General features: G+C 55.0%; 25 protein-coding genes. 1 reads left to right on the forward strand and 24 read right to left on the reverse strand.

The features are described 5' to 3' along the window. Positions 1 to 27 precede the first annotated feature (27 nt). The 14 genes from HP572_RS17970 to HP572_RS18035 all read right to left on the reverse strand — a co-directional run bounded on the left by HP572_RS17970 (position 28) and on the right by HP572_RS18035 (position 15,860). Positions 28 to 1,197 (reverse strand): NAD/NADP-dependent octopine/nopaline dehydrogenase family protein, encoded by a 1,170-nt coding sequence (locus tag HP572_RS17970; protein WP_240583907.1) that lies wholly within the window; start codon positions 1,195 to 1,197, stop codon positions 28 to 30. 10 nt (positions 1,198 to 1,207) lie between these two features. After that, positions 1,208 to 2,224: a PLP-dependent cysteine synthase family protein gene (locus tag HP572_RS17975; protein WP_010277727.1), complete on the reverse strand. Its 1,017-nt coding sequence runs from the start codon at positions 2,222 to 2,224 to the stop codon at positions 1,208 to 1,210. Between the two features lie 13 nt (positions 2,225 to 2,237). After that, positions 2,238 to 2,705 carry a hypothetical protein gene (locus HP572_RS17980; RefSeq protein WP_240583908.1) on the reverse strand — a complete coding sequence of 156 codons (468 nt, stop codon included), beginning with the start codon at positions 2,703 to 2,705 and terminating at the stop codon, positions 2,238 to 2,240. Beyond that, the gene (locus tag HP572_RS17985; protein WP_240583909.1) at positions 2,675 to 3,643 is read right to left on the reverse strand and encodes a hypothetical protein; all 969 of its coding nucleotides are present in this window, start codon (positions 3,641 to 3,643) and stop codon (positions 2,675 to 2,677) included. The genes HP572_RS17980 and HP572_RS17985 overlap by 31 nt, the downstream gene beginning before the upstream one ends. Before the next feature lie 41 nt (positions 3,644 to 3,684). Further along, positions 3,685 to 5,685: a TonB-dependent siderophore receptor gene (locus HP572_RS17990; protein ID WP_240583910.1), complete on the reverse strand. Its 2,001-nt coding sequence runs from the start codon at positions 5,683 to 5,685 to the stop codon at positions 3,685 to 3,687. Positions 5,686 to 5,807: 122 nt separating this feature from the next. Next, positions 5,808 to 8,147, reverse strand: coding sequence for a hypothetical protein (locus HP572_RS17995; protein ID WP_371745284.1), 2,340 nt, complete (start codon positions 8,145 to 8,147; stop codon positions 5,808 to 5,810). Continuing rightward, positions 8,144 to 8,719, reverse strand: a complete 576-nt coding sequence (locus HP572_RS18000) for a phage tail protein (RefSeq protein ID WP_240583911.1) — start codon at positions 8,717 to 8,719, stop codon at positions 8,144 to 8,146. The genes HP572_RS17995 and HP572_RS18000 overlap by 4 nt, the downstream gene beginning before the upstream one ends. Beyond that, the gene (locus HP572_RS18005) at positions 8,712 to 9,818 is read right to left on the reverse strand and encodes a baseplate J/gp47 family protein (RefSeq protein WP_240583912.1); all 1,107 of its coding nucleotides are present in this window, start codon (positions 9,816 to 9,818) and stop codon (positions 8,712 to 8,714) included. The genes HP572_RS18000 and HP572_RS18005 overlap by 8 nt, the downstream gene beginning before the upstream one ends. Continuing rightward, positions 9,809 to 10,156 (reverse strand): GPW/gp25 family protein, encoded by a 348-nt coding sequence (locus HP572_RS18010; RefSeq protein WP_240583913.1) that lies wholly within the window; start codon positions 10,154 to 10,156, stop codon positions 9,809 to 9,811. Before HP572_RS18010 ends, HP572_RS18005 begins: the two co-directional genes overlap by 10 nt. Before the next feature lie 65 nt (positions 10,157 to 10,221). Further along, on the reverse strand, positions 10,222 to 10,815 hold the full coding sequence (locus HP572_RS18015; RefSeq protein ID WP_129705315.1) for a phage baseplate assembly protein V: 594 nt from the start codon (positions 10,813 to 10,815) through the stop codon (positions 10,222 to 10,224). Next, the gene (locus HP572_RS18020; protein WP_240583914.1) at positions 10,812 to 11,963 is read right to left on the reverse strand and encodes a phage late control D family protein; all 1,152 of its coding nucleotides are present in this window, start codon (positions 11,961 to 11,963) and stop codon (positions 10,812 to 10,814) included. Before HP572_RS18020 ends, HP572_RS18015 begins: the two co-directional genes overlap by 4 nt. Further along, the gene (locus tag HP572_RS18025) at positions 11,951 to 12,166 is read right to left on the reverse strand and encodes a tail protein X (protein ID WP_080163287.1); all 216 of its coding nucleotides are present in this window, start codon (positions 12,164 to 12,166) and stop codon (positions 11,951 to 11,953) included. The genes HP572_RS18020 and HP572_RS18025 overlap by 13 nt, the downstream gene beginning before the upstream one ends. Next, a complete protein-coding gene (locus HP572_RS18030) occupies positions 12,163 to 13,047 on the reverse strand; it encodes a phage tail protein (protein WP_240583915.1) in 885 nt (294 codons plus the stop codon). The genes HP572_RS18025 and HP572_RS18030 overlap by 4 nt, the downstream gene beginning before the upstream one ends. Further along, positions 13,047 to 15,860 carry a phage tail tape measure protein gene (locus HP572_RS18035; RefSeq protein WP_240583916.1) on the reverse strand — a complete coding sequence of 938 codons (2,814 nt, stop codon included), beginning with the start codon at positions 15,858 to 15,860 and terminating at the stop codon, positions 13,047 to 13,049. The genes HP572_RS18030 and HP572_RS18035 overlap by 1 nt, the downstream gene beginning before the upstream one ends. 42 nt (positions 15,861 to 15,902) lie before the next feature. On the opposite strand from HP572_RS18035, the gene HP572_RS18040 reads away from it, so the two are divergent. Then, on the forward strand, positions 15,903 to 16,172 hold the full coding sequence (locus tag HP572_RS18040; protein WP_240583917.1) for a hypothetical protein: 270 nt from the start codon (positions 15,903 to 15,905) through the stop codon (positions 16,170 to 16,172). A 74-nt stretch (positions 16,173 to 16,246) separates the two neighbouring features. On the opposite strand, the gene HP572_RS18045 is transcribed toward HP572_RS18040, so the two are convergent. From HP572_RS18045 to HP572_RS18090, 10 genes are all read right to left on the reverse strand, one after another. Next, positions 16,247 to 16,549, reverse strand: coding sequence for a phage tail assembly protein (locus HP572_RS18045; protein WP_080163278.1), 303 nt, complete (start codon positions 16,547 to 16,549; stop codon positions 16,247 to 16,249). A 139-nt stretch (positions 16,550 to 16,688) separates the two neighbouring features. Next, positions 16,689 to 16,889, reverse strand: a complete 201-nt coding sequence (locus HP572_RS18050; protein WP_240583918.1) for a hypothetical protein — start codon at positions 16,887 to 16,889, stop codon at positions 16,689 to 16,691. A 10-nt stretch (positions 16,890 to 16,899) separates the two neighbouring features. Further along, a complete protein-coding gene (locus HP572_RS18055) occupies positions 16,900 to 17,424 on the reverse strand; it encodes a phage major tail tube protein (protein WP_240583919.1) in 525 nt (174 codons plus the stop codon). Then, on the reverse strand, positions 17,424 to 18,851 hold the full coding sequence (locus HP572_RS18060) for a phage tail sheath subtilisin-like domain-containing protein (protein ID WP_240583920.1): 1,428 nt from the start codon (positions 18,849 to 18,851) through the stop codon (positions 17,424 to 17,426). The genes HP572_RS18055 and HP572_RS18060 overlap by 1 nt, the downstream gene beginning before the upstream one ends. Beyond that, positions 18,841 to 19,065: a hypothetical protein gene (locus HP572_RS18065; protein WP_371745285.1), complete on the reverse strand. Its 225-nt coding sequence runs from the start codon at positions 19,063 to 19,065 to the stop codon at positions 18,841 to 18,843. The genes HP572_RS18060 and HP572_RS18065 overlap by 11 nt, the downstream gene beginning before the upstream one ends. Next, a complete protein-coding gene (locus HP572_RS18070; RefSeq protein ID WP_240583921.1) occupies positions 19,062 to 19,529 on the reverse strand; it encodes a Gp37 family protein in 468 nt (155 codons plus the stop codon). Before HP572_RS18070 ends, HP572_RS18065 begins: the two co-directional genes overlap by 4 nt. Next, positions 19,529 to 19,975, reverse strand: coding sequence for a gp436 family protein (locus tag HP572_RS18075; RefSeq protein WP_240583922.1), 447 nt, complete (start codon positions 19,973 to 19,975; stop codon positions 19,529 to 19,531). Before HP572_RS18075 ends, HP572_RS18070 begins: the two co-directional genes overlap by 1 nt. A gap of 2 nt (positions 19,976 to 19,977) precedes the next feature. Then, the gene (locus tag HP572_RS18080; RefSeq protein WP_240583923.1) at positions 19,978 to 20,316 is read right to left on the reverse strand and encodes a DUF2190 family protein; all 339 of its coding nucleotides are present in this window, start codon (positions 20,314 to 20,316) and stop codon (positions 19,978 to 19,980) included. Between the two features lie 10 nt (positions 20,317 to 20,326). Continuing rightward, a complete protein-coding gene (locus tag HP572_RS18085; RefSeq protein WP_240583924.1) occupies positions 20,327 to 21,262 on the reverse strand; it encodes a hypothetical protein in 936 nt (311 codons plus the stop codon). A gap of 36 nt (positions 21,263 to 21,298) precedes the next feature. After that, complete coding sequence (locus HP572_RS18090) at positions 21,299 to 22,411, reverse strand: peptidase (RefSeq protein ID WP_240583925.1); 1,113 nt, start codon at positions 22,409 to 22,411, stop codon at positions 21,299 to 21,301. Positions 22,412 to 22,477 lie beyond the last annotated feature (66 nt).

Raw genomic sequence — 22,477 nt, forward strand, 5'->3', positions numbered from 1 at the left:
GGCCTCATTCCCGCTACGGTCATCACGTCAATTCATCTCATCCGTCAGCCAGTGCGGCGGGAAATAGTCGGGACGACCCTGCGTGGAGGTTCCCATGTAATCGCTGCACCACCGGTAAACTTCCTCAATGTACGGCACGCTAACGGCCAGATTCTCCGCAATCGTCACCAGTAGGCTCAGGCCGTAGGCAATATCCTCCTGAAACACCCGATGCTGCGTATCAAACACGTACCCGCCAGAGTCATGTTGTCGCAGCGGCAGACCAATGCCGTGGTAAGCCTGATTGGTGCGCAGCACGGAAAGCATCGTGTGCGCATCGGCAATCTGATCGCCATAGGCATCGATAATCTCCTGCTTGAGCGGCAGCACGGAATCCAGCCGCACGCCAAGCCGCGTCTCCAGCGCCGCACACAGCTGCTGGTTCTCTTCATCCATACGTTCCAGATAATAGGCGCCACGTTCCGGGCAATCATTCCACCAGCATAGCGGCTGCGAGAGCGGCCGGGCGTGCCACTGTCCGTAGGGGCCAATCAGGCCATAAATCACCGCACTGTGCATAATCGGGTTACCCGGCGTCAGCGTGATTTCCAGATAATCCGGCAATAGCACCACGGGCGCAGAATAGAGCCGTTGCAACAGCGCCATCAGCGACTGCTGGCTCGCAGCCGTTTCACGCCGGTGCGTGGCGACATACAGCGTGGCCTTTTCACCGCCCATTTTGATCGACTGGCCCGGCAGCAAATCAAACGCAATGTGCGCGACGTCCTTCATTCCCCAAATCACCGCGTTGGGACGCGCGGCCAGCTCACGTTCGGCCAGCCAGTCAAAGCCGCAAAAGCCGGGGATCGCCCCGACATAAACCGGCTTGTTGGCAGGCAGATGGGGAACGATCCGCCCCAGAAGGTCGGCGCGGAAGTTGGCGGGAACGGTGATGATAACGACATCCGCATCGCGGCAGGCTTCCGCCGGGTCGCAGGTGACACAGTCCGGCGTGGCCGTCAGCGTCTCGCCATCCGGCAGCAGCGCATGTAGCCGTTTACCGTGCTGCTGATAGGCTTCCGGCAGACGAGGATGGCTGCCCAGCAGCGTCACGTTGACGTCCGGCAGTCGTTTAAACAGCACCGTGGTGAGATGGCCGGTCTTGCCGGCCCCGCAAATCACCACGTTAAGCGGCTGCCCGCTTAGCGTTTCGATCATCCTTGACTCCTTAGCTTGCCTGCTCCAGAGAAATCGCGTTGCCCAGCCAGCGATCCAGATCGTGCCACACGCCGCTATCTATCAGGTTACGCGCCGCCAGCCACTCTTCGTTAAACACCGTGTGCAGGTATTTCTCACCGCCGTCGGCAATCGCCAGCACAACGTTGCCGCCGATGCGATCCTGATAGATCAGCTCCAGCGCTTTATAGATCACCCCGCCCGTCGAACCGCCGACCAGCAAACCGTAGTGCCGTGCGATATAGCGCGCCGTTTCAAACGCCTGCGCATCCGAAACCTGCTCACCACAGTCGATGCAGCTGTAATCCAGCACCAACCCTACGGTATCCCCCGCTGGCGTCCCGGTGCCGGATTGATAGTAAGGCTTGCCGGGGTGACCGAAGACGATAGAGCCCACCGGTTCAACGGCAATGGTCGTGATATCTGGGTTATGGACTTTCAGGCCGTGCGAAATACCCGTCATCGAACCACCGGTACCCACGCAGCCGACAAACGCGTCGATCTTGCCAATCTGACTAAACAGCTCGCGGACAAAATCGGCATAGCCGCCCGCATTCGCCGCGTTGTCCGACTGGTTCATAAACACCGCGCCGGGTATTTCCTGCGCCAGCTGTGCCGCCATGCGTTGGCGTTCCACCACCGCGACTTCATCTTCACCGTAGTCGCCGGAGACATAGCGAATTTCCGCGCCGAGCGCGCGCATGATGGCAATTTTGTCCTGTGCCGCGTGATGATCGACCACGGCGATAAAGCGCAGGCCGTATTCAATCGACGCCAGCGCCAGCCCGATACCGGTATTCCCCGATGACGACTCGACAATGGTGCCACCGGGGCGGATTTTGCCTGACTTCAGTCCGGCAACAATCATGTTTCGCGCCATGCGATCTTTCATGCTGCCGCCGGGGTTGTTCTTCTCCACTTTTAAAAACAAACGCGTATCCCCATAGGGGACTGGAATTTGTATAACGGGCGTATTACCAATCAAATCAGTTACTTTATTCAGGATCATGGTTCTGCTCCATTCAGTTATCACTGGAAAAAATCAGCTCACCTTTCTTACCTTTGAACGCACACAGGCGCGCAGGCAGCGGATGCCGATGAAACGCGTTTTCCAGCAGGTCCATCTGGTATCCCGCCGTATTCGCGTAAATCAGTAAATCGCCTGACTGCGGCACGGTTCGAAAATGAATCAATCGGTTCGTAATGACATCGTCGTCCAGACAGCTGTGTCCGGCGATCCAGGCTTTGCCCGGCACCGGAGGTGTGTCTTTTTTGACGGAAAAAACATGCAGAGGATCAATCAAAAACTCAGAGTTAAACCAGGTTTCACACGCGCTGAAGCTGCTGCCTTCCACAAACACGACGTGGTTGCCATCCGGCTGGCGGCGCGTGCGCGTGACGCGAAACACCGTAATCGCACTTTGGTCAGCGAGGCTGCGTCCCGGCTCTATCGCCAGAATCAGGTCATGCTGCTTGAGCACATCAGCCACACGCGATCCTGTCCAATTGGGGCGGACAGGAATGCCTCAAGATAGTCGACTGCCGAACGCTCGCCGCCATACGGGTAAAACGAGGTCGGCACCTGACCGTGGCGGTAATCCGCCCCATTCTGCTTCGCTAAATAATCCTGATAGCGTGAAGCCGGAAGATATTGAATCGGCAATCCCCCGCCGATATCAATAATGGCGGGCTGTAATCCCTTTGACCTTGCCCGCTCCAGCAACGGCAGCACCTCAGCGAATGCCGCCACGCGGGTATCGGGCTCATAGCCGCCGAGATGGAAATGGAAGCCTTCCAGATGAAGCGCATCCTGTCTGGTGCTCAACGCCTCCAGACAGATTGCAACCTCATCGGTCAGCATGCCAAACCGGCTGGTCTGAGCGAACGACGGGCGATAGCGCAGCAGAACCCGCACAGGCGTCGTCACACGCAGCAAATCCGCCAGCGCGAGCACCTCGTCGAACTCTTCCGGCGAATCCAGCACGATAAGGGCGCGATGATGAACCAGCACCGTCAGAAACTCGCGCGTTTTGGCCGGGCCGGTAGCGCACAGCCGTGCGCCGTCACAGCCTGCCCGCAGCGCATCTTTCAGCTCCTGTAAGCTGGAAACATCCACGCCGACGCCCGCGTTAACCGCCGCCTGAACCAGCCCCGGCGATTTGTTCACCTTCGCGCCGTAGTACAGGCGGCAGTCCACGTCGTGACGCTGCAACACTGTCCGCAATGCCGCGATATTGTTGGCCACGGTGTGCGGCCAGACAATATTCAGCGGCGATCCATACTGCTCAACCAACCATGACAGCCTTTGGGGCGAGTTGAAAACAAACTGCTCAATCTCACTATCCAAATAAGGCGTCAGTCTCTCAGGCCAGTGGGCCTGCGCGACAGGGAGGGAAGACACTGCGGCAAAGCTAAACAGGTTGCTCATCGCTATCTCCTTAACGTTCGGTTCCTGAAAAACACATATCCTTAGAAATCAACCGCGACGGACAGCATCAGCGTCCGCGGCGTTCCTTGCGATACCGTGCTGAACGACGTCACTCCAGACCAGTAATTGCGGTCAAAGGCGTTAAGCACATCGGCACGGAACGTGGTGGGCGCGTTATAGATTCGTGTCTTGTAACGCGCGCCGAAATCAACGGTGGTCCAAGAAGGAATTGACTGGGTATTGATGGTGTTGACGTTCTGCTTCCCGTTATGGACGACGTTGGCATTCAGCGTCAGATCGCGCAGGAACGGCAGGTCATATTCCACTCCGGCGTTCGCCTGAAAACGCGACGTACCCGGCGCGCGCTTGCCCTGTGCCCCCGGCGTCACGCTTTTGGTCAGCTCGGCATCCAGCAGCATCACGCCACCGGTCAGGCGCAGATCCTCCAGCGGTGAACCGACGACATCCAGCTCGATACCCCGATTGCGCTGCTCGTTAGCGGTAACGAACTCACTACCCGCACCGTTAACCAGCGCACCGCTCGGCTTGGTGATCTGGAAAACGCTCAGCGTGGAGATCGTCCCCAGCGCGTCCACTTTCACCCCAGCTTCGTACTGCTTGCTCTTATAAGGCGCAAGTACCTGGCCCGGATTGCTCGCATTCGCAGGCGCAATATCGCCTTTGCTCAGCCCCTCAATGTAGTTGGCGTAGAGTGAGACGTGCTGCCAGGGCTTAACCACGACACCCACCATCGGCGTTACCGCATTTTTGTCGTAGGACGATGATGGCGCACTATTGCCGGGAACAAAGTTATCCGACTTGATCTGTTGATAGCGCAGCCCGCCCGTGACTTGCAGCGCATCGTTCCAGAAGCCGAGCGTATCCGCCAGCGCGATACCTGACAGCGCGGTGGAAGAGCGTTTATACACGCTTGGCGGAGCAGCGACATTCTGGGCAGGTGAAGAAACCGGATTGTAAATATTTGAGTTAATTGCTGTTCCGCTGCCGATACCGGTCGCCTGACGATCGCGATAGTAGCTGGTCTGTGCCGACAGCTTGTGCGTCACCGAACCCGTTTCCACATCCGCGCGAACACCGGTCGCCAGCGTGTAGCGGCTGGTAGTAAAGCGATAATTCCCCACGGCGGAACTCACATCGCCATTATTATTCGTGACCTGCGGCACCTGCTCTGACAGTCGGCTCACGTGTGCGCTGGAACCGCCCAGATCGGTAAACCAGGTGACGTTATCCGCTAGATCGTATTCGGTATGCAGCAGCACCGACTGGTCTTTGGAATGCCAGAATCCCCACGGCTGGGAAATGTTGGTATTGCCATCCGGTGCGTCAGGCACAGTCACACCGGGCGCAAACGAGTAGGGCCGCGACGGCGCACGCGTTTTCAGGTGCTGACTGATGAGATCCAACGTGGCGCGGAAGCGTTCTGACGAGAAATCCAGTCCGAGCGAGCCGACCTGTGTACGTTTGTCGCTGCCGTCCCACACCGTGTCGCCGTAACCGTAATTGCCGTTAAAACGCACGCCGAGCAGGTTGTTATTTTCCAACGCATAGACGCGGGAAATATCCGCATGCTGCGTGAGCTGGGAATCAGACTGCCAGCTGGTGGTGAGACGGGTCAGATTGCCGACGGTGGTCGGGCGTTTGGTGACAGCGTTAATCACGCCGCCCACGCTGCTGTTCGGCGACAGCCCATACAGCAGCGCCGACGGCCCTTTCAGCACTTCCACCCGCTCGATATAGTCAGTCATTAGCTGGTAGTTGGGCGCAACACCGTAGACACCGTTCATAGCGATGTCGCTCAGGTTTCCTTCATTGAGTGGAAAACCGCGAATGTAGTAGGAATCCAGCAAGCCGCCCTGAGAACTGCTCACCCGCACCGATGCGTCATGCGCAACCACCTGCCCCAGCGTCTGTGCCTGTTTATTTTCAATAAACGATGAGGTCATGTTGCTGACGTTAAACGGCGTATCCATCACGTCCTTTTTGCCCAGCAGCTGATGCGCCGCGCGATAAATGCGGCACATCCTGCGCGATAAATTAAATCCCCATACTGTTACAGATACTGAAAACAAATTACAAAACCATCTGCTACTGACAAGCAAATGCGTATGTCATAGTTGATATACCCACGCGATCTGTGAACGTTTTAATTGAAGTCGAATAACATCACGTTGACGAGTGGCGTTGGGTCTGATGCATTCGCACTCTTATCTGCACTACTCATTAATATTGTGCTCAGGTCTGAAAGATAAGCAGAGGCGATCGTCCCCCGGTTCTCATAGGCTTGTGTTGTCCTGCCATACAGAGAAACAGGCAGTGCACCAAAATCAGACCCCGAATCCTGAATCGATGATGTCATGATGGGGGCGATCAGTGAGCTGGCAGGTGAGCTCAGCTTGATAACGTTCACACGGACAAAACCATCTGCAGCAGCTAACATCCCCTGAATACTGCACCCTATTTCCCGATAGACAAAAGCCTGAGCTAAAAAATTTCGGGCAGCGCCCACAACTACTCCATGATTGGGGTAAGTAATATCCAGTGTTAGTACCACATTATTTTGACCACTGCGCGTTAAGGCTGTAATTACGAAGCTGCCAACAAATGGGTATCGTGTTAATCCAGGGCTGATAACTTCTGACGGCGTAGCACTGCATAAGGCTAATTTAGTTTCACCTGGCTTTATAAACATACCCAACTCTGAAGTAACGATGCTGCCGCGTAGGGTATTGGCATTCAAGGCGGTAAAGGCAACTTCAGTCATAAACAATGTGCCATACTGCCCCAGCGCTTTTATGTTTAAGCCCAGATTTAAATTGATGTCAGATGTACCATCAAACGCTACACCATTAATCTTACGTGCTGTTGCCAGCTTCGTTGCAGTACCTGCATTACCGGTTGTTGTCGTGGCTGTACCGCCATTGGCTGCGGCGGTGATGGTAATGTTTGTTGTCCCATCGAACGCTACGCCGTTAATTGTGCGAGCTGTTGCCAGCTTCGTTGCCGCAGCCGCCGTCCCTGCGGCTGGCAATGCGCCGATATTGGCTGGGGTCAGCGCGATATTCGCTGTGCCATCGAAGGCTACGCCATTAATTGTGCGTGCTGTTGCCAGCTTAGTCGCTGATGCCGCCGTTCCTGCTGCTGGCAATGCACCGATATTGGCTGGGGTTAGTGTTATATCCGACGAACCATCAAAGGCCACGCTATTAATTGTACGCGCAACTGCGAGTTTATCCGCCGCTGCTGCCGTTCCTGCTGCTGGCAATGCGCCTATATTAGCCGGAGTAAGTGCGATATTTACTGTGCCATCGAAGGCCACACCATTGATAGTTCGGGCTACGGCAAGTTTCGTTGCTGCAGTTGCAGTTCCCGTCGCAGGTAGCGCCCCCACATTAGCTGGAGTAAGTGCAATATCCGCTGAACCATCAAACGCTACTCCGGCAATTTTCCGTGCCATTGACAGTTTGGTCGCCGCTGCTGCGGTTCCGTCTGCTGGCAAGGCACCGATATCCGCTGCAGAGGGTTTATTGTTTGGGCTGTAGACGCGCTGACCTTTTTCCTGAAGCACAGAGGCGTTAGCCGTGTGACCGAACTCAATATTTCCTGTAGCCAGATCAATTCTGAGTGGACGCAGACTATTAAATGCCCCATTGGCCGCATCCTTATTGGTCAGTAGAATATAAACGCCACCGCCGTCCTGCCGGAGAATAGCGCCATATCCACCGTAAACCATGCGCAACACATCAGCGACTGTCGAAATCAAATTACCCGTCAGTGTGCCACCTACAGCCGGTAATGCTCCGATGTTTTGAGGCGTCAAGGCGATATCGGTTGTACCATCAAAGGCTACACCAGCGATTTTTCTCGCGGCGGCTAATTTAGTTGCTGCTGCTGCCGTGGCAGTTTTCCCTAAATAGCGACCATCACTAACCGTAATATCGGGAACATCGCCGGCACCAGCACCTACTGCGCGTGTTGCGGCAGATTTTAACCCTACGTTAGCCATAAATTTGGCCTTATCGGGAATATCCGCGCCGTTTTGTTCCTTCTCCAGCCTTTGTGCCAGCTTATTTAATATGGTGGTCGAGAAGTTAGGGTCATTCCCTAATGCGGTGGCCAGTTCTTTTAACGTATCTAATGCGCCTGGCGAACCATTCACCAGAGCGGCAATTGCTGCCATTACATAGGCCGTTGTGGCGATCTGCGCGTTATTAACGCCTGCTGCTGCAGTCGGAGCCGTAGGCGTTCCGGTCAAAGCTGGACTGAGTTTAGGGGCATACTGCGTATGCGGGTCAGCCGCTTTGGTATGGGATACCAAATCTGCCCCCGTTTTTTCCTGCTGTTCTTTCAGGTACGCAGTACGATTAGCCAACTGTTCAGCCTGTCGGTTGGAAATACCTCCGGGGCCACCAATAACAGGATCGGATGTTTCCAGTTGATAAATACCGTCGATCCACTCTTTTTGTTCAGGCAAATTAGCCATCATGCGCTCCCGTAATTGTAGCTACCGTCATATGATGCGGTTTCGTTATAGCGAATAGGCACCCCCAGATATTCCAGGCTGGCCAACAGGCAGCGGGCGGGGGCAATCATTTCCAGTGTGTTGCGCAGCATGTGCGCCTGGTCGTTGGTAATGGGTTGTTGCAGCAGAACGCGGTAGACCGGCCATTTACTTTGATCGCCGTACACCATATGGCCGTTATAACTGCGGATACCGTTGTAACTGAGGCGTCCGATGTGTTCGATTAACTCCACATCACCAAACCCAAGACTACGGATAACATCACGCACGGCCCATTCCGTTCCTTTGAAGCGATGCCGTTCTATCGCTGATTTAATCATTGCGCGGCGGGCATCTTCAGATTCAGCAAGTTGCCAGCCGTCTTCCTTCAGTGAGAACTGCTCGGCAAGGGCATCGAGTGCGCTGCTGTCGACGATATCGACCAGATAGACAATGACGGCTTCAACCTGCAGAGCATCGAATCCATCCAGCAGCGATGCCAGCACGCTAAATCGCAGATCAGACGCCAGTGAGGGCGGGAGAAGGTCTTTACTCATCAGCCGCACCTGCAATGGTTATTGCGATGTCTGTACAGATAGCGAGTTGCCAGTCATCAAGCACCAGCAACGCCGGGGACAGCAGCTCAACGCTGTAAACCCCATCGAGTAATAAGGCGGCATTAATCTGACTGGGCACGATGTCCTGCCCCAATGTTGCCCGACGTTGTTCTGTCCAGGCTAACGCAGCCTGTTGTGCTGCTCGTTTAACTGGCAATGCCTGCACATCGCGTTTGAGCGTCAATCTGGCATGCAGTGAGTATTCAATTGTAACTGGGGATTTTGCCGCGACGGTGTCCGTGAGTGGCCGGACTTTTTCATCTGAACAAACGCTGATCACTTGCGCCAGCACACTGTCATCAGGCAGGCCTGTGGACAGCAGCGGATATAAATGAACAGTGCCAGGCTCGGCTCTGACCACCGCAACGTCGACAATATCGGGGTGAGCGCTCAGCGCATGATAGCGGTACGCTAATTTTGAGCCTGCCGTGCTGAAGGACTCAGGGGCTAGCTGGATGCGTTCGCGCAGCCGGTCATCGGTTTCCTCATCGGAACCACCGGCGCTGGCAGTAAGATTCGTTACCGTGAAATCGATATCGTCAATTTCATCCAGCAACGTGCTGATTTGCGCCGGTTGCCAGTTGTTGCCCACTAACCCCGCCTGCGTACAGGCCGCTGCCACTGTTGCGCTTAGTGTGCCAGCCTTCATTATCACATCGCTGTCGGTTGCAAATACGACGCTGTCAGATGCGCTGACGCGGGTTCCCGCAGGGATCAGCGTATCGGTCAACAATGCGCTTTCGACGCTAAACTGCAGCGTTGTCTGTCCGGCCAGTGCAGCGAGGCGGTACGTTCCCACCAGTTCGCCGAGGTAATCCAGCATCGGCGCGCGGGCATAACGCACCAGATTCTGTTTGGCTGCATCCTGAATCGCACTGCGTACCAGCATTTCACGGTAGGCCATCAAGTCAATCAGAAGGCGTTCAGCCTGGGCGGGATAAAGTGTCTTACCGCTGTCTGTCTCATATTTTGCAATCAGTTCTGCGGTAATCTTCGCGGCATCACGCTCAATGAAGACAGGTTCAGTCGTTACCGCCATAGCACCTCCGTAGCCTGTAGCACGCCGCTGGTTGTTTCCCAGCTCAGACGCAATGTCATATGCGAGCCATCAATCAATGGCTTCACGGCCAGCAGCTTGCAGCGCGGCTCCCAACGTTTGATCGCGTCGACCGTCTCCCGCACGACGTGCGGAATTGCCCGGTCAACCGGGTAGTCAATGTAGTGATGCAGGTTGCTACCAAATTCGGGACGATGGGGATCGCTGCCGCGTGGCGTGCGCAGAATTATGTGAATGGCCTGTGTGATATCGGCAACGCCCTCGACGAGTTCGCCAGAGTGTTGCAGGGCCGGTTGCCAGTAAACAGAATTAGTATTCATGGGGGCAGTATCGCCCCCGGTGGGATCGGTGGTTATTAACGTGATTTAGAAAGGCTGAATGAACTCTAGTGAGAATGGTGATTTGAGTTACCACCGGTATCCATCACTGTGCCGGTGGCATCAATATCCCCCTGAACGCTGACATTTCCCTGAATGGTTGCTGCTGAGCCAACCCCGCCAGACCCTGCCATGCCGCCCTGATAGGTCAGCTTACCTTTTACTAATAGATTGCCCGTGACTTCTGTCTCTGGCGCATCAATGGTGGCTTTTTGTGTTGTCACTGTTACGTGCGTACCGCAGGCGATCACAATATGCTCAATGCCTCCATTGATGGTTAAAGTATGCGCCTTACGGTCGTAGTAAAACGCGGCGTTGTCAGAATAAGTAACGCCGCGTGCGTCCGGGTTGCTAACCGGTGGCTTATCGACACTCGAATAGACTGCACCCAGGATAACGCCGTCCTCGCCATTTTCATCCAGTAGCACGACAACCTGCTCACCGACGTCGGGCAGCCAGTAGTCCTTATTGTTCTGGGTATTGTGTTGCAGGACATCCAGCCAGTTGGTGCGCATATTATCGCATTCGGGCAGACGAACACGGGCGCGGACGCTCTGCGGGTCAACGGCGCTGACGGTGCCCACCTGTCGGGATACGCTCATTTTTTCTTTTCCTTCACAGTCGTTGTCGTCGTGGTCGTGCCATCCGCCTTGTAAACCGTCAGCGTCTGCGTTTTCTTCTTTTTTTTGCCATTGGTCACCGGGCCACGAGCGACTTCCAGTTCAGTTACGTAACCGCTGCTGCGATCAAACGAATGCCGGGCGCTGGTAATAAGCCATTGCCCGGATAACTGACCAAATTTCACCAGCGCTATTTTGTTGCCGGCAGTGAGTTGCGGCGTTCCCATTACCGTCAGTGAACCGGTTTGCTGATATTCGTTATGTGAATCCAGCGCGGCATCGGCTTTGAGCTGCGCACTGTCTTTGTCCGCTGAGCGGCTGGTGACCTTGAGCGTATCCGCACTGGTGGTTTTGCCACTCTCTTTTACCGTAGCTGTCGCCGCACTCCCATCGGAATGGTACGTCACCAGTTTCTTGTCACTGGCCTTTTGGTGCTTCAGCTTTGCCGATTTATAGATCTGATTGATGGTGTCACGCAGAGAATAGCGGGCGACATCGGCGGGCGATAACTGTTTTACGGGATCAAGCTGTCGCAAGGTGGCCAGATGGGAAAATATCAACTGGTCGCTGACGACTTTAACGGCATAGCCATACTCGCTGGCCAGTCGCTTCAGGAAGCCGACATCGGTTTCCGCATACTGCGTGACACGATCGACCTTTATTGACTCAATACCGCCGACCAGTTTCAGGCTGTGCTTTTTAGCGATGCGACCTGCGATAGCAACCAGCGTAGTATTTTCAAATCCACGGCTGGATTTGGTGCGCAACGCAGTGTTGACCGACGTGGCCACACCGCGAATGGACACCGTTGACGGCGGTGCACTGACGTCGATCTCATCAATAGAAAACGTGCCGCAGGACAGCAGCTTCTCACCACTGTAACCGAGCTTCAGCGTCAGCGTATCGCCTTTACCCGGATACCACTTATCCAGCCAGCGACCATCGGTGTCATCCAGTGTGACCTCAATGGTGTCTGACTCCGATTTGATATTGTCGGTATAGCTGACGCGGGTGACGTAAGACGCAATATCGTTTGTGATATCTTTTTTCAGATACCACAGAGTAAACACCGGCTGCAGGACTTCGGAGGTTCCCGGAGGCGGTACTGTTTGTTGAGTTAACGTAGCCACGGCGCGACCTCCTCAGCATTTTCGACTTCATCCTGTTCAATCATCGGGATCAAGAGAACGACGCCGGACGGTAATGATGGCGTAACGGCCACATGCGGATTCGCCATGATGATCCGGTCATAGCCCAACGGGTCGCCATAATAATGGTGTGACAGCGAATCCCACCGGTCACCCATTTTTGTCACATGTTCGATGTATCTCATGCTTTCCTCGCCACAATGGTCGATGTCATTTTACTGAGTGCCGGAGAATTATTTTTCAACAGCACGCCAGCGGCATCAAACTGCCCGGAAACGGTATTCAATGCAGCGGCCAGATTGCGGCTGTCAACGCCTGCCAGCGATTGTCGCGCCGATGCCACAAACGTTGCGGCCTGACTGGTATCACGGGCTAACCGCACTGCATCAGGAAAGGTATCTTTGACGGCATTTAGCGCAGGAATAGATGACATTAGCGGTGCAGTCACGCCGCCTATCTGTGACATCAAACCGGGAATGCGGGTTAGTGCAACCGTCGGATTGGTCGCCATCTTCTGCACTGCACGCACCGTGCTGGCGGCGGCGGTGAGGGCAGACTGTGCTTTCTTCGCATAGCTCACGGCATCGCGCACCGATTGCGCCATACCGCTAGGTTTGGTGACGGCGCTGGTGACAACGCCCGTCCCCGGAATGGTGCTATTAATCGCGGGCGGTTTGAGCAGGCTTTTCGGGTCGCCGATGTACTCGCGCAGTGTCACTTCCGCTGTCATGGCCATCACGTTCCCAGATGAATCGGTCTGCTGGCTGCTGGCCGTCACGGCGGTAATCACGAACCAGCCGCGATAGTCGCCATTACCGAATACCAGCGCCAGCGCCTGATGCGCCCGCATCGCGCGACGTAACCGCGATAACTCGTTATCTGGGGCGCAATACAGACTGTGGAACACCAGGCTAATGCGGAACTCATCAAGCTGTTCGCCGACGAACTGCAGCCCTGGCTTCCCCTCAATGCGGCTGTGCTCGGCATAATCGACGCCGAACGTCGATTCAAAACCGTCCCAGTAGGTAATCAACTCAAACTCAATGTCACCCAATACGGCAAACATCAGGCATACCCCCGGCGCTGCTGTTGCGCCACAATGCGCTCCATCATCTTCTCCAGTTCGTGCAGGGACAGATTCAGGGCGCTGGTGATTTCCGGCGTAGCTGGCGCTTTCTGCCCATTAAGGTAGATATTCGGGGAGAACGTCACACGCAAGTTGCTGTCATGTTCTCCGCTGACGGCGCGGCCTTGCTGCCGGGCCGATGGCATTTCTGGTATAGCAGGGAGTTGTGGCACGTTCGGGCGTGTTTTTGTTAATGGCTCGTCTGGGATTACTCTTTGTCTCGCTGAGGCCTCATTGGTTAGAGACGGCATGACGGGTACACGTAATGGCGATACGGGGACAGTGACAGCCGGTAACGATTGAAAAGGCGCGATGGTCGGCGCGGTGACAGCAGGTATATCAATCGATGGAATAGCTGGAGTTAATGCGTCAGCCAGATGCTGCCCGGCTTTTGCGGCCAGCGGTGTAGTGCGGCTAATTCCTATCGCAGCTCCCTGCGATATATTATCGCCGAATGACGCAAATACCCGGCTGGGGGAATGAATACCTAATTTCTCGGCAAACCAGCCCTTAATATTATCGCCTAATTCACCGACGACTTTTTTTGCGCCTTCCCAGGCATTTCTAATACCGTTCACCAGACCGCTGATAATATTTGCGCCAAAGTCGGTAAATTTACTCGGCATATCGATGCCGAAATATTTCATCACTTCAGCAAATACGGTGTAAAAAATACCTATGGGTGACCAGTTCAGAATCAACTTTGTTACGCCGCCAATGCCACCGCTAAATGCGGTTGTAATATCATTCCAGCGTGCACGGAACCAATTACTGATAGGTTCCCAGTAGCGATAAACCAGATAGGCCGCGACGGCGATCCCCGTCACCAATAGCCCTATAGGGTTCATCAATAATGCGCGGCCCATAATCATCACGGCACGACCCACTAGCGTAATACCGCGCAGTAACGCGCCGCCGAGCACACGGCCTAATACCAGCGACATTCGGCCCAGCCAGCCCGCACCATTGGCTAATAATTTTATGCCGCTGAGGATGCCACCGCCAAACAGTCGCCCCACGAACATCACACCATTCCCCATCCACAGCAGTCCGCGACCGGCTAACTGGATGCCGCGCCACAGCCCGCCGCCCAGAGAACGGGAAAGATTGAGCGCACCGCTGGATAAATTACCCAGCACGCTAAGCCACTGGCGAGCACGGCCACCGGCACCGAATGCGGTTTGGAGTAACAGCCATTTAGAACGCAGCAGCACCGCGCCTTTCCAGAGGTCAACAACGGGGGACAGCAGCAGATTTAAGCCCAGTTTGGTACCGATAGCCGCCGCTTTAAAGGCCAGCAGTCCGGCTGCGGCCATCACCACGCCTTTCACAATCTCAGGGTTAGCGGCGATCCATTTTCCCGCCTGATCGATAAGCGGAATAATGGTTTCACCCAGTGAAATTAGCGCTGGTTTTAATGACTCGCCAATGCCAATAGCCGCTTCATTCATACGTATTTGGGTTTGTCGCCAGCGTGCCTCTAACGTATCGTTCTGCTTGGCTGCGTCTTTATCCAGCGTTTGTTGAGATTCAGGGCTATTCATTTCTGTTTTATTTGACTGATATTTCCCCCAGTCTTGGCGCATTGAAATCAAATGCTGCGCAGTCTGAATATCAGTAAAAATCTCTGCCAACCCGAACGATTCAAATAATTTTTGCTGAGTCTCTTTATCACCCTTTGCACCTGCTTTCTGCCATTGATCAGCAAATGCCTTGCCCTTGCCATCAATAAATCGGTTGGCAATCATGAGTGAGGCTTCATATTGCGAAAATCCCTTTGAAACATAATCCTGCATCGAGGCTTTATAGTTAATTCCGGCTTTTTCATACTTCTGAATAGTGTCGCTACGGTTCATTGCAGCCAGCCAGTTGGTCATATTGGTGACCGCTTCTTCAGCAGAGCCAGAACCTTTCGCCACCTCAAGACTGGCGACGATCTGGGTAATGGCGTCTTTCCCGACGATCCCTTTGGCCGCGAAAGATTTTGCGAGTCCCGGTAACGCTTTCGCCATGTCTTTTAATTCAAATGAACCCAGCTTTGCGCCCGTTGCCGCAATCGCGAATGCATCTTCCATCTCTTTGGGATCAGTAATTTGCAATGCGGAGCTGAAGGCATAGGTCATTTTTGCCAGTTCAGTCATATCCCCTTTAGTCGCAGTTGCGGTTTTACCCAACATGCTGGCAAATCTTGCCGCTTCCACGGGGTTCATCCCATCCGCAACCAGTTGCCCGACACCACCCAGCAATGCTTCCTGTGTCTGGTTGACCTTCAATGCTGCTTGTCGAATCGCTGCCCCAATAGCCTGTTCCTGCGTTTTATCCAGATCGCCCGTCACTGCAATATCCCGTAGCCCAGACTCAAAGCTGGCGTATTGCTTCACCGAACTCATAATCGGTGACGCTACCGTTCTGGCCACTGCATAGGTCTCGGCCCCTTTGGCATAGAGCGCCATCCGGTTTGCCCGTGCCGCATCGCTGGTTGCCGCCGCTGCAGCAAGCCGATTTTGCTGGCGCTGTAGCTGCTCCATGGTTCGCCCGACGCGTTTCAGGTCGCTGTTCAGCCGCTGACTGGCGCGTGAACCGAGTTGGCCATAACGTTCTGTGGCCCGCGTAAGCGCATTTTGGCGCTCCTGCAGGCGGCGCGTAGTTTCGCCAATTGAATCCAGCGTGCGGCGGGTTCCCGTTACCGCACTGCGAAACGCGCCGGATATGGCTCCACCAATAATCACGCCTATGGAAAATTCTGTGGCCACGATTTATGATTCCTTTTAACGATGCGAAACAGGGATACGGATATGGAAAATGCGCTGATGGTATGTAAAGGACTGCTGATAACGGTATTTGGCGGGACGTATCTTTATCTGCTGGCAAAACTGATTATCTATACCGTTAACAGCAGCAGTGAGCCGTTTGTCTGGGTGCTGATGATTGGCGGCGGTGCGGCATTATTATCGCTGGCAATGGCATTAGCCGCGTTTCTCCTGCAACCCGCCGTCTATTTGCTGGCCGCGATATTTGCGGGCGTCGGTGCCCTGATTAGTCGCTATCGCCGTTCTCACGTTTAATCTGTTCGCTGGCTGTTTCCAGCCAGCTCTCAAACTCATCCAGATCCAGCTCGTTCAGCTCACTCGGCTGAAACCTAAACCACCTCGCCAACAGCGCCTGCGCTTGAATCAGCGTCTTCGGATGATGCAACCACCCCTGTAAGGTGCTGAAATCGTTTTTGCAGCGCCAGATAGTCAGCTAAATCCATCCCGTCCAGATCTTCAGGTGGCAGGCCACTGGCACGGGCAATCAGCAAGTCATCCCAGTCTTCAGCTTTATCACTGATTTTGCGCACGGCTTTCAGGTCTTTGACCTGCAGACGCCGCAGGGACAGGGATTCCAGTTTGACACCGGCAGCAGTGGAATACGGGATCGATAACGAAAAGGTTTCAGACATAGTTATGCTCCTGACGAAATTAATGCGAATTAGCGTTCAGGGGCAGTATGGTGCGAGGTGGGGAAAATCAATATTAATGGCAGTTAACGAAAAAAGGAGGGAACCAATCCCTCCTTTGTAGAGAAAATACAGCGGTTGCTTAGTCCAGTTGCAGCACGCCATGCTGCTCGGATTCGGAATAGGCAATCAGCCCGCTATACTCCGGCACCATCGAGCCATCATCGGCTTCAAAAGCGGGAATAGTGCCGTGGGTGATGGTATAAGCATACTGGCCTTCCGACTCTGCAAACTCAGCCAGCGCCTTAATCTGATCTGCACGTAATACGATTTTCTCACTCATGCTATTTTTCTTAACCCCCGATATTCATGCGATAGTCCGTCAGCTGGTCGATGCCACCGACGCGGAAGATATTGGCCAGATAATCCAACTCCAGCAGATCTTCGCCGTCCAGTACCTGTTTCAGATAGGAACAAGTGAAGCTACTGGAGAACTCAGCGTTCTCATGCTGCTTGAACGTACCCAGCGGGTTCTTCTTGAACATGATGGTCATGTACGTCACCAGCGGGATTTCATCGATACGCCCTTGGGAACTGTAGCGCTCGACGCTGGAGCGGCACTGCAACGCCAGCGTTTTATACGGGTTCGCCGCACCGAGCATGGCGTCACGATAGAACGAGTTCCACTTGATCTCGCCTTCCAGTTTGTCGAACCCGGCAGGCAATTCAACCTTGCCCACCATCCCCAGTGCCTTATGCTCTTGCATCACCATGCTGACGTCCGGCAGTTTCACTTCTTCAGCACGCCCCAGCAGGTTCACCCCATCCAGATAGATATTGGCGTTGGTGATGCGGTTTACTTCAATTTTCCCAGCCATCAGCTATTGCCCTCCAACGTAACCAGATATTCGGAGGTGATCTCCGTCTCGAACGTCAACCGCTCTAGCGGCGGTGGCGGCGTGTATTTGTAGCTCAGCAACAGGTGGCCCGCTGCCAGCTCCGTTTCTTCATTACGCGCCGGGTCATACCAGCATTTAAAACCCAGCAGTGCACCGTCACCAATCAGCTTGCGGCCATAGCCGTTCACCGATTCGGTCAGCGCGTCGATCAGTGCCTGGGTGATCGGCATATCGATGTATTGCTGGCTGAAGTAGCGGATAGACTCATTAATGACATCACCGGTGCGCCGCACGTTCTCAAAGTTACGCATATGGGTAACGGTGGGCCACGCCGCGCAACGATTGCCCCACAGACGCAACCCAGAGCCGTAGCTGTTGAACACGGTAGTAATGCCTTGTTCGTTCAGGAGGTTAACTTCACTGTTCGGGTCGTCGATCATCGCCGATAGCTGCCGTTCAACGCCGGTAATGCCCATCAGTTCCTGATTGGAAGATGACCACCAGAAACCTCTCTCCAAATCGACTTTGGCACGCAACCCCGCTGCACGCTGTGACAGCGGCTCCAGCCGTTCGCTGTTGGTTTGTGCGTCATAGACTTTGACGTGCGGATAGCACAACCGCACCCGGTCTGAGCTGGAATTGAAGTTGATGCTGCCCGCAGGCCCTCGACCTGCCAGCACCTGCGCAAACGTAGTGCCAATTGGCGCATCGATATAGGTGATGGCATCCAGTTTGTCTGCCAGCGCAATCAGCTCCACGCTGACGCTGTTCTGGGTACAGAACACCGGCGCAATAAGGATTTTGGCAAAGAAGCCGAACTGGTTATAGGTATCGTGCAGCAGCTTCATGCCGGTACGATTTCCCGCTGCGTTGACGGCACCAATAATCTCTGCCGCCGTCACTTTCGTCGGGTCGGCATAATCGTAGCTGGCCAGTACCGCGTCATCGGTCGGGATGTTGCTGTTCAGCCGGGTAATCACACCGGTTTGCGCATCGATCTGGTAGTCCGTTCCGTCAATATACGGCGTGGTTTCCAGCGACTGACGCAACACCAGCTTAGCGACCGCACGCTGTGCCAGTTGCGCTTTTCCTGTCGCGGCGGCAAACGCCACACTGGCATTATCAACGTGGGTTTTATGCACATCCGGGTCGAGCACATTAATCACCAGCACCGTTCCCGCGCCGTGATCGTAAATCGCATCCAGCGCCTGCGGAATGGTGAAACCGCTGTATTGGCTACCGAACTGTGCCGCATCTTTCTCTGACAGACATAGCGTAACGGTATTAACGGCTCCCGTGGGGGCAGTGCCGATCAGACCGATAACGGCGGACTTCACGGTTTTCACCGGACGTGCGCCGTTTTCTACCTCAGTGGTTTCGACGCCGTGTAAATAGTTAGCTGCCACTGATCACCTCCAATTTCTCTTCACTGACATTTTTACGGCGGGAGGCGGATACGGTGGTGACATCCGGCTCGGCGTGTAAATGCTTCAGTGCAACCAGCGTTTTGACGTAGTCGTGGGACTCTGGAAGGTCAACGACGCTGTCTGGCCACAACAGCACCTCGGTGCCGTCAGCCAGCGTGACGCCACTGGATGGGCCGGTATAACGGTATTTCATGATTCACTTTCCTCATAATTGACCAGGGACAGTAACGGCCCATCGGGTAAATCGGTATCTTCCAACTGGATGGATTCGGTGGAGAAATCCAGCGCGTACTGCCACAGCCCGCCGACATTGCCCAGAAACACATCGCGCACCAGCCAGATTTTGCGGTGGCAGTTCGGCGGCTTGTAGCCGCACAGCACTCGACGAACAACATCCAGCACCGCTACCGCACCATTTCGCCCGTTTAACTGGCGGAAAACGACGGTCGTGTTCAGGGTGATCGTGTGGGACTGCATCACCGCGCCGATATCCTCTGGCTTGCCAAAGCGGGAACCGGCGTAGCTCACCAGTACCGCCCCCACGGGGTGATTGAGGCGGAAATCGGCGGGCTTCTCCGGGAAATACTCAATCTGTAGCTGGGGCAGTTTTTCCTTCAGACGGGCAACCACTGCCTCGATAACCGGATTGACGTCCATCAGTATTTCTCCAGCATGCCATTGTTGCCGCCAAAGGTTGCGCGACGCGCCCGCACCCGAAACTCACCGGACTCTGGTACATCCTTACTGGTTGACGGTAAGGCCAGCGTCAGCTTCGCATCACGAATGTCCACCAGTTGGCGTGTCGCCACTTTGTTGTCGTCTTTTACCGTATCTGGCATCGCCCCTTCCGGGCGACGGGCATACAACCGGTAACGGGTTAAAGTGACCGCAATGTCACGCAGCACGGTGGGGATTTCTGTCAGCGGCAGGGTGTAACGTCCACGCAGATGGGCATCGATCAGCTCATCGGCATAGCGAATGCAACTGTCCACTACCGTGGTGTTAACTGGTGGTGGGGCATCAAAGCCAACCGTTTCATTGGTCAACTGGATCAGCGTGGACTCAGGCACCTGTTCGAGTAAATCCGCCAACGTGCAGTACATGGTTATACTCCGCGCAGGATTCGGATGACGTCGCCTTCGGCGAGGGCCGCATCCAGTGCGATGCCATTTGATACGCCCGCTTCCGTCAGCAGAACGGCACGGGCGGACTCGTCGGACTGGACAGATTTACCGCGCTCGATAGCGGCCCCGACCTCCACGGCAACGATACCGAGTACATTAACCGGCACGGCATCGCCTGCCGCGCCATCCACTTCGGCAACGCCCAATGCGGCAGCCCCCGCCTGACACGGGGCGTTATCTGCACCGACAAAACGCTGCTGTGCCAGGGCAGCGGTGGCCAGCACCGTGGTGGTCAGAATGACCTGTTGTGTAGCTCCCATAATGCCCCCGTTATTTCAGGATATTGGTGATGAGATACCCGGCATCGCCGCCAACAACTGCGACTTTGTAGATATCGGTGAAACGCGCGTAAGAGACTTTGCCACCCACGCCCGGATATTTGTCAGCAACAGGCATCCCCTTGCGACGGAACGTATAACCGAATGACGGCTCATTTTCGTCCGCGCTTTCCGTACCAGGCTGCGGCGGTGAAACGTAATGCAGCATCAGGTTGTCAGCCCAGACATCGATAGGGTTTTTCTTCGCGTCTTGGCTGGACACTGGCTCACCGATGACCACTTTGGGAATTTGGAAAATATCCTGCAGGATTTCTGCTGTGATGCGTTTGCGCTCGTTAGCGCCAATTTGCGCCTGAATAGCCGGGTGATAGCGCAGCACCGACATCACACTGGCGCCCATCGTCATCAGGTTCGGGCGCAAACCTGTCGCATTACGAACCGCTTCGATCCCCGCTTCAATCAATGTGACCGGTTCACCTTTACCGTTTACCCAGCGCTCCGCAGCAGCCAGTGCTTTTTTAGAACCAGCCAGATAGACCTTCGGGTCTTGTGCCAGTCGGGCGGCATACAGTTCGCGCTTCAGATTGACGCCGCTGGTTGCGCGACGAATAGCTTTTGCCTCTTCGTTGAACAGCGACTCGGCCTGTTCGCGGTAGTCCACCGGCGCAGCCAAATCATGCTCGTTGAGCACCAAATCCATTGAACTGGATTTCTCACGTAGCAGAACATTACTTTCTGCACCGACGGCACGCTCGGTGTCATATTCAACGAATGCACCTTTACCGAACAGCGGCACCACGATGCCTTCTTTTTCCACCTGAACGAGGGGGAAGATGTTTTCACCGATAAACGCGGCGTTTCTGTAACCCCGTGCCACACTGGTCAGCACCGGGTCAACGACGCGTTTACCTTTTAAATAATCAGACATGATGTTTCCTTTTCTTACGGTTACGGATTGCGGCGGTTACAGACAGCGTGCGACGGCAGCGTCGTAGCTAATCCCTTCTTTCTTCGCCAGCGCCGTAGCTTTTTGGTGCAGAGCCAGACGCTCAGGATCGGCTTCAGCAAATTCCGCCGACGTCGTGGTGAGATCGACGTTGACACGGTCTTTGGTGGCGTGCTCACTGAAATCCAGTACAGGTGTAGTGCCGCCTAACAGTTCTTTAAACGCGCTGGCCAGCGGCTTTTTCACCTCACCTTCAGCGAACTCAACGGGCTGCTCGCCTTTGGAGACTTCATCCAGTAACGCCACGACAACGGCCTTTGCCGCTGGCACCAAACGGCCTTCCGTCACCAGTTTTTCTGCAAAGGCGACGTTGCCGGTATGCACCGTTTCCTGTCTCAGCTTCGCATCAGCAGCCAGTCGGCTGGCGGCGTCGGCCTTCAGACGAGCGTTTTCGGCCTGTAGAGCATCAATCTCTTCTTTAGTCACAGTGGTGTCCTCATGGGGGGATGTTATTGGGTTAACGGGAACGGATTCCTGAAATGCTGGGGCGGCTTGTAAGGCTTTGTCCTCCCGCATCGCTTCATCACGCAGCGTGTCGAGTTGCCACGACGGCAGGACGCTGTCGGCTTCTTCCATGCCAAATTTGCTGATGATGAACTCACGCAGGCGGCTAAACAGGCTGGCGCTGGTCATCATTCCCCAGTCTGCGAACTCGACCACGCCGTCTTCCTGTTCATTGAAGGCCACCTGCCGCAGCCCCTTAATCGACGGTGGCTGTGCGCCGAGGAACCCGACGTGGCGCAGATAGAGCGTGCCGGGCTTCGGGTTATTGGGCGAATCAGGCAGATAGAACGAGGCGGAAACCTTCTTGTAGCGGCCTGCATCCACCAGTTCGGCGAACTGCGGATCGACCTGCTTAGGTTCAGCCAGCAGATCGCCGCCGCTGGTCGACAATGAAGCCACCCAGCCATAGGCTGGTGCATCCGCTTTCGGGTGGCCGATCACCATCGGTGCCTCATGCACTGCAGGGTCATACGCCGCTGCACACGCCGCCAAATCAGCAGGCGTGAACGGCAGTTTCGTGCCGTGCATATCGGTATGGGTGCCGGATTTAAAAATGTGGAGTGGCATAGTGCTGTCCCGGTTTGGAAAACTCAGGACAGTGTCAACGGAAGCGCTAAAGTTGGCTGTTAACCC

It is taken from the genome of Pectobacterium sp. PL64 (genome assembly GCF_022477975.1).
In the GTDB taxonomy this organism is placed as follows: Bacteria; Pseudomonadota; Gammaproteobacteria; order Enterobacterales; family Enterobacteriaceae; genus Pectobacterium; species Pectobacterium jejuense.

Coding starts and splice junctions, on each gene's coding strand:
- HP572_RS18080 (WP_240583923.1), bottom strand. CDS start 20,316: ATGGGAGCTACACAACAGGTCATTCTGACCACCACGGTGCTGGCCACC.
- HP572_RS18070 (WP_240583921.1), bottom strand. CDS start 19,529: ATGGACGTCAATCCGGTTATCGAGGCAGTGGTTGCCCGTCTGAAGGAA.
- HP572_RS18010 (WP_240583913.1), bottom strand. CDS start 10,156: ATGAATACTAATTCTGTTTACTGGCAACCGGCCCTGCAACACTCTGGC.
- HP572_RS18085 (WP_240583924.1), bottom strand. CDS start 21,262: ATGTCTGATTATTTAAAAGGTAAACGCGTCGTTGACCCGGTGCTGACC.
- HP572_RS17995 (WP_371745284.1), bottom strand. CDS start 8,147: ATGATGGCTAATTTGCCTGAACAAAAAGAGTGGATCGACGGTATTTAT.
- HP572_RS18050 (WP_240583918.1), bottom strand. CDS start 16,889: ATGAGTGAGAAAATCGTATTACGTGCAGATCAGATTAAGGCGCTGGCT.
- HP572_RS18000 (WP_240583911.1), bottom strand. CDS start 8,719: ATGAGTAAAGACCTTCTCCCGCCCTCACTGGCGTCTGATCTGCGATTT.
- HP572_RS18045 (WP_080163278.1), bottom strand. CDS start 16,549: ATGTCTGAAACCTTTTCGTTATCGATCCCGTATTCCACTGCTGCCGGT.
- HP572_RS18055 (WP_240583919.1), bottom strand. CDS start 17,424: ATGGCTGGGAAAATTGAAGTAAACCGCATCACCAACGCCAATATCTAT.
- HP572_RS17975 (WP_010277727.1), bottom strand. CDS start 2,224: ATGATCCTGAATAAAGTAACTGATTTGATTGGTAATACGCCCGTTATA.
- HP572_RS17990 (WP_240583910.1), bottom strand. CDS start 5,685: ATGTGCCGCATTTATCGCGCGGCGCATCAGCTGCTGGGCAAAAAGGAC.
- HP572_RS17985 (WP_240583909.1), bottom strand. CDS start 3,643: ATGAGCAACCTGTTTAGCTTTGCCGCAGTGTCTTCCCTCCCTGTCGCG.
- HP572_RS18025 (WP_080163287.1), bottom strand. CDS start 12,166: ATGAGATACATCGAACATGTGACAAAAATGGGTGACCGGTGGGATTCG.
- HP572_RS18040 (WP_240583917.1), top strand. CDS start 15,903: ATGGAAAATGCGCTGATGGTATGTAAAGGACTGCTGATAACGGTATTT.
- HP572_RS18030 (WP_240583915.1), bottom strand. CDS start 13,047: ATGTTTGCCGTATTGGGTGACATTGAGTTTGAGTTGATTACCTACTGG.
- HP572_RS18005 (WP_240583912.1), bottom strand. CDS start 9,818: ATGGCGGTAACGACTGAACCTGTCTTCATTGAGCGTGATGCCGCGAAG.
- HP572_RS18075 (WP_240583922.1), bottom strand. CDS start 19,975: ATGTACTGCACGTTGGCGGATTTACTCGAACAGGTGCCTGAGTCCACG.
- HP572_RS18015 (WP_129705315.1), bottom strand. CDS start 10,815: ATGAGCGTATCCCGACAGGTGGGCACCGTCAGCGCCGTTGACCCGCAG.
- HP572_RS18065 (WP_371745285.1), bottom strand. CDS start 19,065: ATGAAATACCGTTATACCGGCCCATCCAGTGGCGTCACGCTGGCTGAC.
- HP572_RS18090 (WP_240583925.1), bottom strand. CDS start 22,411: ATGCCACTCCACATTTTTAAATCCGGCACCCATACCGATATGCACGGC.
- HP572_RS17970 (WP_240583907.1), bottom strand. CDS start 1,197: ATGATCGAAACGCTAAGCGGGCAGCCGCTTAACGTGGTGATTTGCGGG.